This window comes from Brevundimonas sp., assembly GCF_030704825.1.
In the GTDB taxonomy this organism is placed as follows: Bacteria; Pseudomonadota; Alphaproteobacteria; order Caulobacterales; family Caulobacteraceae; genus Brevundimonas.
This window is the reverse complement of the sequence record NZ_JAUYNX010000022.1, coordinates 71843-88633: the sequence shown is the minus strand read 5'-3', so window position 1 is coordinate 88633 and position 16791 is coordinate 71843. Positions and strand designations below refer to the sequence as shown.

Below are 16791 nucleotides of genomic sequence, written 5' to 3'. Positions count from 1 at the left end.
TCCGACCCGGACAAGGTGCCCCCATGTACTGCAAGACCTATCACGCCACCCACCCGGACATGATGGAGGGGGTCACCAACGATCAGCTGCGCGAGCGCTATCTGATCGACGGGTTGTTCCAGGGCGGCGAGATTCGCCTCAACTACACCCACTACGAACGGTTCGTGATCGGCGGCGTCCAGCCGGGGTCGGCCACCGTGAAGCTGCCCGACCAGACCGAGCCGGCCTCGGCCGCGGGCCACCCGTTCCTCGAGCGGCGCGAGCTGGGCGTGGTCAATGTCGGCGGCGCGACCGGCACCGTCGCCGTGGACGGGGTGACTTACACACTGGAGGCCAACGACGGCCTCTACATCGCCATGGGCTCGAAGGACGTCACCTTCGCCGGCGACACCCGCTTCTACCTGGCCTCGACGCCCGCCCACGTCCGCTACGAGACCAAACACATCTCGCTGGGCCAGGCCGTGCCGCTGGAGCGGGGCGCGCTGGAGACCTCGAACGAACGGACCATCTACCAGTACATCGTCCCGGCCACCTGCCAGTCGTGCCAGCTGCTTCTGGGCCTGACGATCCTCAAGACCGGCAGCGTCTGGAACACCATGCCGCCGCACCTGCATGACCGGCGCTCGGAGGTCTATTTCTACTTCGGTCTCGGCGACAACGACCGGGTCTTCCACTTCATGGGCGAGCCCGACGCCCAGCGTCACATCGTGGTTGCGGACGGCGAGGCCGTCGTGTCGCCGCCGTGGTCGATCCACATGGGGTCGGGCACGTCCAACTACACCTTCATCTGGGCCATGGGCGGCGAGAACCTGGACTATACGGACATGACCGTCCTCGACATCTGTCAGCTGAAATGAGCCGCTTCGATCTCGCCGGGCGGACGGCCCTGGTCACCGGCGCCAACACGGGCCTGGGCCAGGCCATCGCCGTGGGTCTGGCCGAAGCCGGAGCCGACATCGTCGCCGTGGGCCGGTCGGCGCCGACAGCGACGGGCGAGGCCGTGGCCGCCCTGGGCCGCCGGTTCACCGCCGTGGCGGCCGACCTGGGCTCGATCGATCCGATCCCGGACGTTGTGGCGCAGGCCGGTTCGGTGGACATCCTCGTCAACAACGCCGGGATCATCCGCCGCAACGACAGCCTGGACTTCACGGAGGAAGACTGGGACGCGGTGATCGACACCAATCTCAAGTCCGCCTTCTTCCTTTCCCAGGCCGTGGCGAGGACATGGGTGGGCGCGGGGCGCGGCGGCAAGATCATCAATATCTGTTCGATGTTGTCCTTCCAGGGCGGCATCCGGGTGCCGTCCTATACGGCCTCGAAGAGCGGGCTGGCCGGGCTGACGCGGCTGCTGGCCTGCGAGTGGGCGGCGAAGGGAATCAACGTCAACGCCATCGCGCCGGGCTATTTCTCCACCAACAACACCGAGGCCCTGCGCGCCGACGAGACCCGCAATCGCGACATCCTCGCGCGCATCCCGGCCGGACGCTGGGGCGATCCCGCCGACATCAAGGGCGCGGCGGTATTCCTGGCCTCGGACGCCGGGGCCTACGTCCACGGGGCCGTACTGCCGGTGGATGGAGGCTGGCTGGCGCGCTGACCCCACGCCGGCTCCGGGCCCGCTGGTCCCCGGAAGTGTGCCCCGCGCGACACGGCGACCATCGGTATCGCAGAGCTTGTCCTCAAACCGGGGGTCGCCGGGGTTGCGGATGCGCGGGCCGTCAGGTTAGGCTCCTGATTGCTACCGGTGTCAGGACTTGTCCCGTGTGGATATGACACCGGTGTCAAACGGCCCGGCCAACGTCGCCGGACCGCAAAAACAGATAGACCGGAGTCACTCCGGCGTCCTGTATGCCCATGGGAGGGTGCATATGTTGCAAGCCATTCAGCCGGGGATGACCCGCGCTCTTCGCCGTAATTTGTTCGCCGGCGCGTCCGGCCTGGTCCTCGCCCTGTCGGTGGGAGTCGCCGCCGCCGCGGCCCAGACCCCGCCACAGGAAGATGCGGCCGAGATCGACGAGGTCGTCGTCACCGGCTTTCGCAGCAGCCTGGCTCAGGCGCTGAACGTCAAGCGCCGCGAGGCCGGCGCCGTCGATGTCATCATGGCCGAGGACATCGCCGACTTCCCCGACCAGAACCTGGCCGAGGCGATCCAGCGCATTCCCGGCGTCGCCATCACCCGCGACGCCGGCGAGGGACGGAACATCTCGGTGCGCGGACTGGGCCCGGACTTCACCCGCATCCGCATCAACGGCATGGAGGCCCTGGGCACCACGGGCGGCACCGACAGCTCGGGAGGCACCAACCGCGGCCGTGGCTTCGACTTCAACGTCTTCGCCTCGGATCTTTTCAACAGCATCATGGTGCGCAAGACCGCCTCGGCCGATACCGAGGAAGGTTCGCTCGGAGCCACCGTCGACCTGCGGGCGGCCCGTCCGTTCGACTATCCTGGCTTCACCGTAGCCGTCTCCGGCCAGATGGGTTGGAACGATCTGGCCCAGAATCCCGACCCGCGCGCGGCCTTCCTGATCTCCAACACCTGGGGCGACGGGACGTTCGGGGCCCTGCTCTCGGTCGCCTATTCGGGGCGCGAAGCGCTTGAAGAAGGCCACAGCACGGTGCGCTGGCAAGGCGGCAACGTCGGTTCAGGCCCGGGTGCGGTCAACGCCTTCACCCCACGACTCCCGCGCTATGGCATCCTCGAGCACGATCAGGAGCGCCTCGGCATAACCGGGTCGTTGCAGTGGCGGCCGACCGCTCGCACCGAGGTCAGCCTCGACCTGCTCTATGCCGATTTCAGCGCCACCCGCTTCGAACATTTCCTGCAGGCTCCGGACTTCAGCGCTGGCGGCGCTGGCGGCCGGGCGGGCATCGTGGTCGTCGACTCCGAAGTCGATGGCAACGGGAACATGGTCTACGGCGTGTTCGACAACGTCGATGTGCGTTCGGAATCGCGTTTCGATGAACTGACGACTGAGTTCACCCAGCTTACCCTGGACGTGTCGCACGAATTTTCCGACACCTTCCGGGTCAACGCCTTCCTGGGCTCCTCGACCTCGGAACACGACAATCCGATCCAGACGACCCTGTTGTTCGATCACGCCAGCTCGGACGGCTACAGCTATGATTATCGCGACAACGCCAATCTGCCGCTGATCACCTACGGGTTCGATGTCAACGATCCGGCCAACTGGACGTTGAGCCAGATCCGGCTGCGGCCGCAGACCGCGGACAACACCTACGAGACCGCCCAGTTGAGTGGGGAATGGGATGCAAGGCCGGGCGTGACCTTCTCGGGCGGCCTGTTCTTCAAGACCTATACGTTCGAGACCACCGAGCTGCGCCGCGATCCGGCGTCCTGCGGCCTGGCCCCGACGGGCAACGCGGAAGGTTGCATCCCGGCCGGCGTCGCCGGGACGCCTATCACCGACTTCAGCCGCATCGTCGGACTCGCCGACCAATGGGACATCCCCGCCGGTTCGACCCTGTCCTGGCTGATCCCGGACTATCACGCCGCCGACGCCCTGTTCGACTTCGGCAGCTTCCCAATGAGCTTCATCCCCTCGCGGGGGAACAACCGTTCGGTGGAGGAAGAGAGTCAGGGCGCCTATGTTCAGGTCGATTTCGACGCCGAACTGGGCTCCATCCCGGTTCGGGGAAACTACGGTCTGCGCTATATCAAGACCGACCAGTACTCGACCGGCTATACCCTGGCCGCGGGCGCGCCGGTGTTCACATCGGCGAGCCGGAGCTACGACGACCTGCTCCCGTCCATGAATCTGGTGTTCGAGCCGGGCGAGGACTTCCTGATCCGGTTCGGCGCGGCCAAGGTCATGACGCGGCCGGGCTTGGGATCCTTGACTCCCGGCGGAACGGTTTCGGTTTCGGGCAACAACCGGACGGTCAACTCCGGCAACCCCATGCTGGAACCCACCCGAGCGACCACCTACGACCTGGCGTTCGAATGGTATTTCGCCCCCGAGTCGATCCTGTCGCTGGCCTTGTTCCGCAAGGAGATCAACAGCTTCGTCGCCAACGACACGGTGACCCAGCCCTTCACGGGGAACTCCCTGGGCCTGCCTGACAGTGTGGCCACGGCGGCCTGCGGCGCTGTTCCCGGCTGTTCCCCCTCGGCGGATTGGGTATTCAACCAGCCGGTCAACACCGATGGCGGCGATCTCGACGGCTACGAGATCAGCTATCAGCAGCCCCTGACCTTCCTTCCGGGCTTCCTGGGCAACCTCGGGGTTCTGGCCAACTACACCTACGTCGACTCCCAGATCGAGTACCCGAACGGCACAACCAACACCCTGACCAACCTGTCCAAGCGGGCCTACAACGCCACCCTCTATTACGAGGACGACCGGTTCAGCGCGCGGGTGTCGGGCACCTATCGGGATGGCTACCTGACCCAGGTTCCGGGCCGCAACGGCAACGCCATCGAGGGTGTGGTCGACACTTTCAATGTCGACGCCTCGGCCTCGTACAATGTCACCGACCAGCTGACCCTGACCCTGGAAGGCATCAACCTGACGGACGAGGTCCCGACCCAGTATGTCGGCATCTACAACCTGGTCTCGGTGCACCATCACACTGGCAGACAGTTCTTCGCGGGCTTCCGCTACAGCTTCTGATCTCTCCTGATCAGCGCCTTGAGCGCCGCCGGCCCCACGGAGCCGGCGGCGTCTTTTTTGCCGCTATCGCCCGGATTCGACGAGATCGACCAAGTCGGCCCAGACGCTCTCCGTCGTCGGTATCCGCCCGGCGCCGCGCCCCCGGGCGGTGAAGACCCGTCCGTCCGCGGTCGTGACCCTCAGCGCATTCCATTCGTCCGGCAATCCGGCGAACAGGGCGTCGCCGCCCACGGCGCGAAAAGCCACGCCGGCCTCGCCCGTGCGGACGTCGAGCCGCGCCAGCTGACGCACCTCTCCCGTCGGCAGGGTGGCGTTCCCGGCCAGGGTTTCCCGGGTCAGGCCGTTCGCTTCGAGGCGTCCCAGCCCCGCCTCGTGGGCCAGGATGGCCAGTTTGGCGACCGCGTCGAGGCCGGTCAGATCGGCGGACGGGTCCGCCTCGGCGAAGCCGGCCTCCTTCGCGGCGGACAGCGCGGCGTCGAACGCCAGCCCCTCGGCGAGACGGTTCAGGATGAAGTTGCAGGTGCCGTTCAGCACCGCCTCGATCCGCGCCACCGCCCCGTGGGAACGGGCCCGCCGGACCGTCTCTATCAGCGGCGCGCCGCCGCCCACGCTGGCGGAATAGAGCAGGCGCACGCCCCCGTCCCCGGCCAGCCGCGCGAGGGCGGGCAGGTCGGCGCTGATCGCCTGCTTGTTGGCGCTGACCACGTCGACGCCGCGCGACAGGGCCGCGCGGACCAGGGCCAGGCCGGTGGAGGCTTCCGAGATCGCCTCGACGAGGATGTCCGGCTCGCGCGCCAGCAGGGCGGCGGGATCGGACAGCGCCAGACCGGCGGGGATGGGAACGTCGCGTCGCTTGCCGGGGTGGCGCACCAGAACCCCGACCACCTCGAAGCGGGGATCCGCCAGCAGGCGCTCCAGGACGCCGCCGCCGACCACGCCGCATCCGGCCAGCGCCACGCGCAGAAGCCGCGTCGGCGTCGAAGCAATCCGGGTCGGCGGGGCCGAGGGGCCCGCCACGATGGCGACGCCGGCGTGAAACAGGGCCTCCCCGGGGGTCGGGAGAGCGGCGACGACGCCGACCGCGTCCAGCCCCAGGGCCAGCCGTTCGGGCGCGCCGGAGTCGCCGCCGGCGACCACGACCACGCGCCGTCCGCGGCGCACCTCGCGATAGACGGAGGACACCGCCTCGGCGGTGACGGTCGCGTCCAGCTGCAGCAGGACGACCGGCTCCTCCGTAGGGGGCGCGTCTCCGGGCGGGATGGCCGGGAGGCCGGGCGCGGTCAGGGCGAGGGCGCTCATCGACGGCCCCTCACGCGGCTTCGGCGGCAAGCGGGAGCGGCACGGCGGCCAGCGCCGCCGACAGGTCGGAGAGCAGGTCCTCCGGATGCTCCAGGCCGATCGAAAGCCGCAACAGGCCGTCGGTGATCCCGGCCGTGCGCCGCGCCTCGGGAACCATCGAGGCATGGGTCATCAGCGCCGGGTGGGCGATCAGGCTTTCGACCCCGCCCAGCGACTCGGCCAGGGTGAAGACCTTGAGCCCTTCCACGAAGGCGCGCACCGCGCCGAGGTCTTCCAGCTCGAAGCTCAGCATGGCGCCGAAGCCGGTCTGCTGACGCGCCGCGACGGCATGGTTGGGATGGGTCTTCAGACCCGGATAGTGGACCGCGCGCACGGCCGGCTGCGCCGCCAGCCATTCCGCGATCCGTCCCGCGGTCGCCTGCTGTCGCTCGATACGGGCGAACAGGGTGCGCACGCCCCGAAGGGTCAGCCAGGCGTCGAACGGCGAGCCGGTGACCCCCAGGCAGTTGGCCCACCAGGTGAGTTGTTCCAGATCGGCCGGGTCCTTCGCCACCACGCAGCCGCCGACCACGTCCGAATGGCCATTGATATATTTGGTGGTGGAGTGGATCACCAGGTCCGCGCCGAGGGCGATCGGCTGCTGCAGGGCCGGGGACAGGAAGGTGTTGTCGACCGCCGCCTTGCAGCCGACGGCGTGGGCGCGCGCGCACAGGTCGGCCACATCCACCACGCGCATGAGCGGGTTGGACGGCGTTTCGATGAGGATCAATTTGGGGTTGCGGGCGAAGGCGGCGTCGAGGGCGGCGCGGTCGTTCTGATCGACGAAGACCACCTCGAAATGCCGCCGCAGGGCGCGCGCCGCGAGCAGCCGGTGGGTGCCGCCGTACAGGTCGTGCGGGGCGATCAGGAGGTCGCCCGGCTCCAGCGAATACAGGGCCAGGTCCACCGCCGCCATGCCGGTCGCCGTCACCACCGCGCCGCAGCCGCCTTCCAGCCGCGCGAGGGTCTCACCCAGCACGTCGCGGGTCGGATTGCCCGAGCGGGTGTAGTCGTAGCGCCGTTTCCCATCCAGGCCGTCGAAGCTGTAGTTCGAGGACAGATAGATCGGCGGCATCACCGCGCCATGGGCCGGATCGCTGTTCACGCCATGCCGGGCGGCGGTGGTGCAGGGATGGATATCGGGCGGACAGGTCATGCGGCGATCTCGCGAAAGGGGGCGGCGTAGAGGGGGCTGAGGGCGTCGTGCAGCAGGCGCCCGACCAGTTCACGTTCCTTCAGGAAGGCGTCGTGGCCGAAGATCGAAGGGGTCTCGACAAGCCGGCGCAGGTCGGGGGCGCGGGCCGCGAGTTCGCGGCTGTCCTCGATCGGCACCAGCCGGTCGGAGGTGAAGCCGATGACGGTCAGGGGGCAGCGGACCGCTTCGGGCGCCACGGCGTGGCGATCCAGGGAATCCGACAGCGAAATCCACCGGCCGGCTGAACTGACCTCGGCATAGTCGGCCCCGCGCGCGATCAGGTAGTCGCAGACCGGATAGGGCGCGCCGGCCCCGGCGGGCGGGGTCGAGGCGAAACGCAGGGCGAACTCTTCCGGTGTGCGATAGGTCGCCATGGCCAGCTCGCGGGCCAGCGCCACGCCCTCGGCCTCGCGGCCGCAGTCGCGGGCGAAAGCCAGCAGCCGCCGCTGGACGCCGCGCCAGGCGGTGGCGGTCGGATGGGTCCGGTGCGCGGCCGAGATCGCCACCAGTTGACCGATCCTCCCGGGGAAGGCCGCGGCGAAGGCCAGGCCGATACAGCCGCCGTAGGAAGCGCCGATGAAGGCGTCGACGCCTGGCTCGTCGATCGCGTCCAGCAGTCGGGCCAGAAGACGCGCCTGATCCGTGGTGGTGATGGTCACGCCGGGCTCGTCCTTGCCCGGCAACAGGTCGAACGCCAGCACGCGCGCCCGGCCCAGGTCGATGGGGCCGCCCGCCCTGACCGCCCACGACCACCAGCGTGCGGCGAAGCGACCGCCGGAGATGCCGCCGGCGACGACAACCAGCGGACCCTGATCGGGACCGTAGAGGCGGCCGACGATCTCGGAGGCGGCGAGACGCTCGCCCGAGTCGAGCCGGAACTCTTCGGGGATCACGGCGCGGACATCGCGTCCGGACGCTTCTTCGACAGGCCAGTCTGGGGACGCCACGGTCCGCTCCGCTCTCGCTCAGCGAAACCGGTGGGGCGAACCAATTCGTGCGGTGACAGACCCGTGAAGTCGGCGGGCCCCCGGGCGAGGATCCGTCGCTTCACTCATCTCTCGCGGCTCTTTCGAAGGAGCCTCGCAGGAGTTGGCACCATCTCCGGGATCGGGTGGATCCTGGAAGGTTGCCCCGGCGTCAAAGGGCCTATCCCTCAGCCGGTCTTGATGAGTGCCCTTACCGTGGCGGAGACGCGACGCTGCGTCAATCCCGGAAATTGCTGCAGGAGCGAGTTAACGAATTTCGGCCGCGTATCAGCAGTATCGTGCCGGATAAAGCAAACATGAGCAATCAGGTTGCTGGTATCGGCCAATTTCACCGGCTGATGAGTAAGAAAAACCAAAAACCATCGTCCGCCCACTTGCGCATCTCGCAGATGCGGTAAACACTTCGCAAATGCGTAAGAACATCCTTGGGGGATCAAAATGACACGACTTCGCATCGGCCTCGCGGCAGGCCTCGGCCTCGGGGCGACCGCACTGGCCACCACCGCGACGGCGGCGCCGGCGACGGCGCTTTTCGCTCACCAGGTCCCGCTGGTTCTGGACGGCGCCGCGTCGAGCTGGATCCTGACCTCGACCGCGCTCGTCCTGCTGATGACCCTGCCGGGCCTGGCCCTGTTCTACGGCGGCATGGTGCGGCGCAAGAACGTTATCGCCACGATCACCCAGTCCCTGGGCGTGGCCGCGGTGGTCACCCTCGCCTGGTTCATCGCCGGCTACTCCCTGTCCTTCGGCATCGGTCAGCCGGTCGCCGGCTACTCCGGCGACACGGTCCAGGCCTACATCGGCAGCTTCGACGCCTTCTTCCTCAACGGCGTCACGCCGACCACCGCCCACAGTCTGACGCCCGGCCTGCCGGAGTATCTGTGGATCGCCTATCAGCTCACCTTCGCCATCATCACGCCGGCCCTGATCGCCGGCGCCTTCGCCGAGCGGATCAAATACTCCGGCCTGCTCCTGTTCACCGGCCTGTGGACGCTGCTCGTCTATGCGCCGATCTGTCACTGGGTCTGGGGCGGCGGCTTCCTCGGCGCGGCGGGAGTGCTCGACTTCGCTGGCGGGGCCGTGGTGCACGTCAATGCCGGTGTGGCGGGTCTGGTCTGCGCCATCTTCCTGGGCGCCCGGAAGGGCTACGGCCAGTCGCCCATCGTGGCCCACAACCCGGTGCTGACCATGATCGGCGCCTGTCTGCTTCTGGTCGGCTGGATCGGCTTCAACGCCGGCTCGGCCTGGACCCCGGATTCGATTGCTTCCGTCGCCTTGCTCAACACCATCCTGGCCGCCATGGCCGGCTCCCTGACCTGGAAGATCGTCGAGGTCATGGAGAAGCGGAAGCCGTCCCTGATCGGCGCCCTGTCGGGCCTGATCGCCGGGCTCGTCGCCATCACCCCCGCCGCCGGTCTGGTCGATCCGAAAGGCGCGGTCATCATCGGCCTGGCCTCCGGCCCGGTGTGCTACGCCGCGTCGGTCTGGATCAAGAAGCTGCTGCGCTATGACGACAGCCTGGACGCCTTCGGCATCCACGGGGCGGGCGGCATTCTCGGAGCCCTGCTGACCGGCGTGTTCGCATCGGCCGCCGTCAACGGCGTGGCCGAGGGCGCGACGATCGCCAAACAGGCCTGGGGCCTCGGCGTCACCATCGGCTGGAGCGCCGTGGCGACCTTCGTGATCCTGATCGTCTGCAAATTCACCACCGGCCTGCGCGTCACCGACGCCCAGGAGAGCGAAGGGCTCGACGGCCACCTGCATGGAGAGGTGATGGAAGGGGCCTGAACGACACCGACCGGCGGCGCGGAGCCTCCCCTCCGCGCCGCCACCAGTAGGCATGAGTTTGAAAAGTCATCGAAAAACGAGGGGATATGATGAGAACTGTACTAGCCTGCGCGGCCCTGACGGCCGCCCTTCTGACCGCCGGGGCCGCCAACGCCCAGTCCGCGCCCGAGGTGGCGTGGAACATCGGCTTCGTCAGCGACTACGTGTTCCGCGGCTACAGCCAGACCGATGAGGATCCGGCCCTCCAGGGCGGGGTCGACCTGACAGCGGGCTCCTTCTACGCCGGCGCCTGGGCCTCCAACGTCGACTTCGGCGACGATACCGAGGCCGAGGTGGACCTGTACGGCGGGTTCCGGACCGAAGCGGCCGGCTTCGCCCTGGATTTCGGCGCCGTCGGCTACTTCTACGTCGAGGCACCGGACGGGGCGGACTATGACTACGTCGAGTTCAAGGCGGCGGCGTCGCGGGCCATCGGTCCGGTCACCGCGGGCGCGGCGGTCTACTACTCGCCGGACTTCTTCGGCCTGGACGAGGAGGCGACCTATGTGGAAGGCAACGTCGCGTTCGCCCCTGCCGACAAGTGGACCGTGTCGGCGGCGGTCGGCTACCAGGCCCTCGACGTCAACGACGACTATACGACCTGGAACGCCGGCGCGGCCTACGCCCTGACCGACCACCTGGCCATCGACGTGCGCTACCACGACACCGATGTCGACGGACCCCTCTCGGATGAACGCGTCGTCGCGGGCCTGAAGGTGACCTTCTAGCCATTGCGTCGCGCAAGCCGGACCGGCAAGACCTTGCGTTCGCGAGGTCCTTGCCGGTCCGTTTTTGTCCAAACTCGAACCTGCTGCGCATAAGCCGCACGGAAGTTGCGCAATGGCGGCGGGCCCCCTAGACCTGTGTGCAGGTGCGAAGGAGTAGCCGTGGCGTCCGCCAACCAGACATTCGTCGTTTCCCCGAAAGCCGGACCCGCCAAGGTCCCGGCCGGCGAACGCGTGCGCGGCTTCGGCGAAATCCATGCGAGCTTCACCCCGCCGGCCGGCGCCGGCCAGTCCAGCCGCTGCGCCCAGTGCGGGGTGCCGTTCTGCCAGACGGGCTGTCCGCTCCAGAACAACATCCCCGACTGGCTGAAGCTCGCCGCCGAAGGGCGGTTCGAGGAAGCGTGGCGCCAGTCCTCGGCCACCTCGACCCTGCCCGAGATCTGCGGCCGGATCTGTCCGCAGGACCGCCTGTGCGAGGGCGCCTGCACCCTGGAACAGGCCGGCTGGGAAACGGTGACCATCGGTTCGGTCGAGCGCTGGCTGGGCGACATGGCCTTCGAGAACGGCTGGGTCGCGCCGGTGCGGCCCCTCGCCGAGCGCGGGCGGTCGGTCGGCGTCATCGGGGCGGGTCCGGCCGGACTGGCCGCCGCCGACCGGCTCCGGTCCGCCGGCTACGCCGTGACGATCTACGACCGGCACGACCGCGCCGGCGGCCTGCTGACCTACGGCATCCCCGGCTTCAAACTGGAGAAGCCGGTGGTTCAGCGCCGGCTCGACCGTCTGGCCGACGGCGGCGTGACCTTCCGTCTGGGCGTCGACGTGGGCGGCGAGGGGGAGGGCGCCCTGGCCTTCGCCGAGGTGCGCGCGGCGCATGACGCCGTGCTGATCGCCACCGGCGTCTACCAGGCGCGGCGGCTGTCGGCCCCGGGCTGCGGCTCGGACGGCGTGGTCGCGGCGCTGGATTATCTGATCGCCTCCAACCGCAAGGGCTTCGGCGACGCCGTGCCCGCCTTCGACAGCGGCGCGCTGGACGCGGCCGGCAAGCGGGTCGTGGTCATCGGCGGCGGCGACACGGCCATGGACTGCGTGCGCACGGCGGTGCGGCAGGGCGCGGCCTCGGTGACCTGCCTCTACCGGCGCGACCGCGACAACATGCCGGGCAGCGCCCGCGAGGTCGCCAACGCCGAGGAAGAGGGCGTCGTTTTCGAATGGCTGGCCGCCCCGCGCGCCGTCCTGGGCGAGGCCGGCCGGGCCACCGGCGTCCGGGCCCAGCGCATGGCGCTGGCCGCCCGATCGGCCGAGGGTCGCTGGAGCGTCGAGCCTGTGCCCGGCGGCGAGTTCGACCTGCCCGCCGATCTGGTCATCGAGGCGCTCGGCTTCGAGCCCGAGGACGTGCCGGCCCTGTTCGCCGAACCCGATCTGGCCCTGACCGACTGGCGGACCATCCGCACCGCCGGCCCCACCAAGGCCACGACCCTGGAAGGGGTGTTCGCCGCCGGCGACATCGTCCGCGGCGCCTCCCTGGTGGTCTGGGCCGTCAGGGACGGGCAGGACGCGGCGGCCGAGATCGACGCCTGGCTGATCTCTCGCGAACAGGCGGCCGCATGACCTTCGACCCCTCCCGGTACCAGGCCGATCGGCAGAAGCTGATCGACGCCCATGCCTACGACCCGGCCTCGGAGCGCGACGCCTGCGGCGTCGGCCTGGTGGCCGCCATCGACGGCCGGCCGCGGCGCGAGGTGGTCGAACTGGCGCTGAAGGCGCTGAAGGCGGTCTGGCACCGCGGGGCGGTCGACGCCGACGGCAAGTCGGGCGACGGGGCGGGCCTGCTGATCGGCCTGCCGCGCGCCTTCTTCGAGGCCCAGGTGCGCGACGCCGGCCATGAGCCCCGGTCCGGGCCGATCGCCGTCGGCATGATCTTCCTGCCGCGCATCGACCTCGGCGCCCAGGAGCGCGCCCGCACCATCGTCGAGCGCGAGGTGATGGCCGCGGGCTTCTGGCTGTACGGCTGGCGCCAGGTCCCGACGCGGGTCGGGATGCTGGGCGCGCGCGCGGCGGCGACGCGGCCCGAGATCGAACAGATCATGCTCAGCGCGCCGGAAGGCCTGGACGGCGAGGAACTGGAGCGCGCCCTCTACCTGCTGCGGCGGCGCATCGAGGCGCGCGCCATGGCCGCCAATCTGCAGCATTTCTACATCTGCTCCCTGTCGGCCCGGTCGGTGATCTACAAGGGGATGATGCTGGCCGAGGCGCTGGCCGACTTCTATCCCGACCTGGACGATCCGCGGGTCGAGGCCAACGTCGCCCTGTTCCATCAGCGCTATTCGACCAACACCTTCCCTGAATGGCGCCTGGCCCAGCCGTTCCGGATGCTGGCCCACAACGGCGAGATCAACACCCTGCGCGGCAACGCCGGCTGGATGCGCAGCCACGAGATTCGCATGACCGCCGAGGCCTTTGGCGCCGACGACGCCACGGTCAAGCCGGTGATCCAGGCCGGCGGATCGGACTCCGCGGCCCTGGACAATGTCTTCGAGGTGCTGGTGCGCGCCGGGCGGCCGGCTCCGATGGTCAAGGCCCTGCTGATGCCGGAAGCGCCGATCGACGGGGTCATCTCCGACGACCACCGGGCGCTCTATGCCTATTGCAACGCCGTGATGGAGCCCTGGGACGGCCCCGCCGCCGTCTGCGCCACCGACGGCCGCTGGGTCGTGGCCGGCAAGGACCGCAACGGCCTTCGCCCCCTGCGCGTGGCCGAGACGGTGGACGGGCTGCTGATCTGCGGGTCCGAGGCGGGGATGACCGGCATCGCCGACGAGCGGATCAAGCGCTGCCTCCACATCGGCGGCGGGCGGATGATCTCCGTCGATCTGGAGGCCGGGGTTCTTTACGACGAGACGCAGACGATCGACCGGCTGGCGGCCAAGCACCCCTATCGCGACTGGCTGTCCAACATGGTCGAACTGGAGCCCCTCGTCGGGCCCGGACCCGAACCGCGCCGCCTGTCGGGGGAGGCCCTCGTCCGCTTCCAGTCGGCGGTCGGCTGGACGCAGGAAGACATCGACACCCTGCTGGATCCCATGGCCGGCGAGGGCAAGGAGGCGGTGGCCTCCATGGGCGACGACGCGCCGCCGGCGGTTCTGTCGCGCCAGGACCGTCCGTTCGCCCACTATTTCCGGCAGGCCTTCGCCCAGGTCACCAATCCGCCGATCGATCCCCTGCGCGAGGCCGGGGCGATGAGCCTGCGGACCCGGTTCAAGAACCTCGGCAACATCCTCGCCCAGGACGAGACCCAGACCAAGGTCTTCGTGCTCGACAGCCCGGTCCTGACCACCGGCATGTACGAGCGGATGCTGGACGTGGTCGGCGCGGGGGCGACCACCGTGATCGACTGCACCTTCCCGGCGCCGGAGGCCGGCGCGCGGCCGGGTCTGGCCCTGCAGGCCGCCCTGGACCGGATTCGGGCCGAGGCGGTGGCGGCGGCGCGGGGCGGCGCGGGACTGATCGTGCTGACCGACGAGCGCGCGGGCGAGAACCGTCCCCTGATTCCGGCGATCCTGGCGACCGCCGCGGTGCACGGCCGGCTGGTCGACGAAGGCCTGCGCACCTTCTGTTCGCTGGTGGTCCGTTCGGCCGAGGCCATCGACGCCCACGCCTTCGCGGTGCTGGTCGGGTGCGGGGCCACGGCGGTCAACGCCTGGCTGGCCCAGGAGAGTTTCCTGGAGCGGCTGGACGGCGGCCGCTATCCCGGCCTGAGCCTCCGCGACGCCTGTCTGAACCACAAGGCGGCGGTCGAGGGGGGTTTGATGAAGATCCTCGCCAAGAAGGGCATCTCGGTCATCTCCGCCTATCGCGGGGCGTGCGAGTTCGAGGCGCTGGGGCTGAGCCGGGCTCTCGTGGCCGAATTCTTCCCGGGCATGACGTCGCGCATCTCGGGCATCGGGACCGCCGGGATCGAGACTCAGCTGGTGCGCAAGGCGGCCAAGGGCTTCGCCGCCCCGCGGCCCGGTCTGCGCATCGGGGGTTCCCACCGGATTCGCGCGGGCGAGGAAACCCATGGCTGGGACGCCGAGCTGATCCACCGCTTGCAGGACGCCACCACGCGCGGCGACTACGGACGGTTCAAGGCCTACAGCCGCCGGGTGCGGGAACTGCCGTCGGTGGCCTTGCGCGACCTGCTGGACTTCCGCGAGGCTGAACCGATCGAGATCGAGGCGGTCGAAAGCGTCAACGAGATCCGCAAGCGCTTCGTCACACCGGGCATGTCGCTGGGCGCCCTGTCGCCCGAGGCGCACGAGACCCTGAACATCGCCATGAACCGCATCGGCGCCCGCTCGGTTTCGGGCGAAGGCGGCGAGGATCCCGAGCGCTACAAGCCGCGCCCCAACGGGGACAATCCCAACTCGGCGGTCAAGCAGATCGCGTCCGGCCGTTTTGGCGTCACGGCCGAATATCTGAACCAGTGCCGCGAGATCGAGATCAAGGTCGCCCAGGGGGCCAAGCCCGGCGAGGGCGGCCAGCTGCCCGGCTTCAAGGTCACCGAATTCATCGCCCGGATGCGCCACTCCACGCCGGGCGTGGGCCTGATCTCGCCGCCGCCGCACCACGACATCTATTCGATCGAGGACCTGGCCCAGCTCATCTATGACCTGAAGCAGATCAATCCGGACGCCCGGGTGACCGTGAAGCTGGTGTCCCAGTCCGGCATCGGCGCCGTGGCGGCCGGGGTGGCCAAGGCCAAGGCCGACGTGATCCTGATCGCCGGCCACAACGGCGGCACCGGGGCCTCCGCGCTCGGCTCGATCAAACACGCCGGTATGCCTTGGGAGCTGGGCCTGTCGGAAGCGCACCAGGTGCTGAGCCTGAACGGGCTGCGCGGTCACGTCCGGCTGCGCACCGACGGCGGCCTGCGCACCGGGCGCGACATCGTCATCGCCGCCATGCTGGGCGCCGAGGAATTCGGCATCGGCACCGCGTCGCTGATCGCGGTCGGCTGCCTGATGGTGCGCCAGTGCCATTCGAACACCTGCCCGGTCGGCGTCTGCGTCCAGGACGAGCGGCTACGCGCCATGTTCACCGGCACGCCCGAGAAGGTGGTGAGACTGTTCAGCTTCATCGCCGAGGAGACCCGCGAGGTGCTGGCCTCGATGGGGCTGCGGTCCCTGGACGAGGCCGTCGGCCGCACCGACCTGCTGCGTCAGGTGTCACGCGGGGGAGCCCAGCTGGACGACCTCGACCTGAACCCGCTGCTGGTCCGGGTGGGCGAGGGGGACGAGCGGCGCCCGGCCGACGCCCCGCGCAACGCCGTCCCCGACGCGCTGGACGCGCAGATCGAACGCGACGCGACGCCCTTCCTCAAGCGCCGCGAGAAGATGCAGCTGACCTATCCGGTGGCCAACACCCAGAGGGCCATCGGCACGCGGATGTCCTCGCATATCGTGCGGCGGTTCGGCGACACCCTGCCGGACGGTCATCTGACGCTGAACCTGCGCGGCGCCGCGGGCCAGTCGCTGGCGGCCTGGGGCATGAAGGGGCTGCGCATCGAACTGGATGGCGAGGCCAACGACTATGTCGGCAAGGGCCTGTCCGGAGCCGAGATCGTCGTCCGCCCGCCGTCCTGGGCGCCCGGCGCGGCCCTGATCGGCAACACCTGCCTCTACGGCGCCACCTCCGGCGCGCTGTTCGCGGCCGGCGCGGCCGGAGAGCGGTTCGCCGTCCGCAACTCGGGCGCGACCGCCGTGGTCGAGGGCTGCGGCGCCCACGGCTGCGAATACATGACCGGCGGCGTGGTCGTGGTGCTGGGGACGACCGGCTGGAATTTCGGGGCGGGCATGTCCGGCGGCGAGGCCTTCGTCCACGATCCGGAAAATCTGGCTCACCTCCGCTTCAACGCCGCCTCGGTGCTCGCCGGAGCCGTCATGGGCGCCGCCGCGGCGCGGCTGCACGCCCTTGTCACCCGCCACGCGGCCGAGACGGGTTCGCCCCTGGCGCGTCGCCTGCTCGAGACCTGGCCGGTCGCCGTGACCCATTTCCGGCATGTTCTGCCCAAGGACGAGACGGCCGTCGTGGCGGAGAAGCGGGCCTAGCCC

10 protein-coding genes and 1 riboswitch are annotated in these 16791 nt (G+C 69.5%); of the genes, 7 read left to right on the top strand and 3 right to left on the bottom strand.

The features are described 5' to 3' along the window. The first annotated feature begins 23 nt into the window (after window positions 1-23). From kduI to Q8Q71_RS12320, 3 genes are all read left to right on the top strand, one after another. The gene (gene kduI / locus Q8Q71_RS12330) at window positions 24-857 is read left to right on the top strand and encodes a 5-dehydro-4-deoxy-D-glucuronate isomerase (protein WP_305759893.1); all 834 of its coding nucleotides are present in this window, start codon (window positions 24-26) and stop codon (window positions 855-857) included. Beyond that, window positions 854-1597 (top strand): 2-dehydro-3-deoxy-D-gluconate 5-dehydrogenase KduD, encoded by a 744-nt coding sequence (gene kduD, locus Q8Q71_RS12325; protein WP_305759892.1) that lies wholly within the window; start codon window positions 854-856, stop codon window positions 1595-1597. Before kduI ends, kduD begins: the two co-directional genes overlap by 4 nt. A gap of 295 nt (window positions 1598-1892) precedes the next feature. Beyond that, entirely contained in the window at window positions 1893-4631 is a 2739-nt protein-coding gene (locus tag Q8Q71_RS12320; protein ID WP_305759891.1) for a TonB-dependent receptor, read from the top strand. 63 nt (window positions 4632-4694) lie between these two features. Here Q8Q71_RS12320 and Q8Q71_RS12315 read toward each other — a convergent pair whose 3' ends face one another. The 3 genes from Q8Q71_RS12315 to Q8Q71_RS12305 are packed head-to-tail and all read right to left on the bottom strand — an operon-like array spanning window position 4695 to window position 8111. After that, the gene (locus Q8Q71_RS12315) at window positions 4695-5930 is read right to left on the bottom strand and encodes a homoserine dehydrogenase (protein ID WP_305759890.1); all 1236 of its coding nucleotides are present in this window, start codon (window positions 5928-5930) and stop codon (window positions 4695-4697) included. 10 nt (window positions 5931-5940) lie between these two features. After that, on the bottom strand, window positions 5941-7125 hold the full coding sequence (metB, locus tag Q8Q71_RS12310; protein ID WP_305759889.1) for a cystathionine gamma-synthase: 1185 nt from the start codon (window positions 7123-7125) through the stop codon (window positions 5941-5943). Continuing rightward, window positions 7122-8111: a homoserine O-succinyltransferase gene (locus tag Q8Q71_RS12305; RefSeq protein ID WP_305759888.1), complete on the bottom strand. Its 990-nt coding sequence runs from the start codon at window positions 8109-8111 to the stop codon at window positions 7122-7124. Before Q8Q71_RS12305 ends, metB begins: the two co-directional genes overlap by 4 nt. 101 nt (window positions 8112-8212) lie before the next feature. Next, window positions 8213-8337, bottom strand: a riboswitch (SAM riboswitch). 251 nt (window positions 8338-8588) lie between these two features. Here Q8Q71_RS12305 and Q8Q71_RS12300 point away from each other — a divergent pair. The 4 genes from Q8Q71_RS12300 (at window position 8589) to gltB (ending at window position 16788) form a co-directional block, all read left to right on the top strand. Then, a complete protein-coding gene (locus Q8Q71_RS12300; protein WP_305759887.1) occupies window positions 8589-9938 on the top strand; it encodes an ammonium transporter in 1350 nt (449 codons plus the stop codon). 89 nt (window positions 9939-10027) lie between these two features. Further along, window positions 10028-10705, top strand: a complete 678-nt coding sequence (locus Q8Q71_RS12295; RefSeq protein WP_305759886.1) for a TorF family putative porin — start codon at window positions 10028-10030, stop codon at window positions 10703-10705. A 159-nt stretch (window positions 10706-10864) separates the two neighbouring features. Then, entirely contained in the window at window positions 10865-12310 is a 1446-nt protein-coding gene (locus Q8Q71_RS12290) for an NAD(P)-dependent oxidoreductase (RefSeq protein ID WP_371315960.1), read from the top strand. Further along, window positions 12307-16788, top strand: a complete 4482-nt coding sequence (gene gltB / locus Q8Q71_RS12285; RefSeq protein WP_305759885.1) for a glutamate synthase large subunit — start codon at window positions 12307-12309, stop codon at window positions 16786-16788. Before Q8Q71_RS12290 ends, gltB begins: the two co-directional genes overlap by 4 nt. Window positions 16789-16791: the final 3 nt, after the last annotated feature.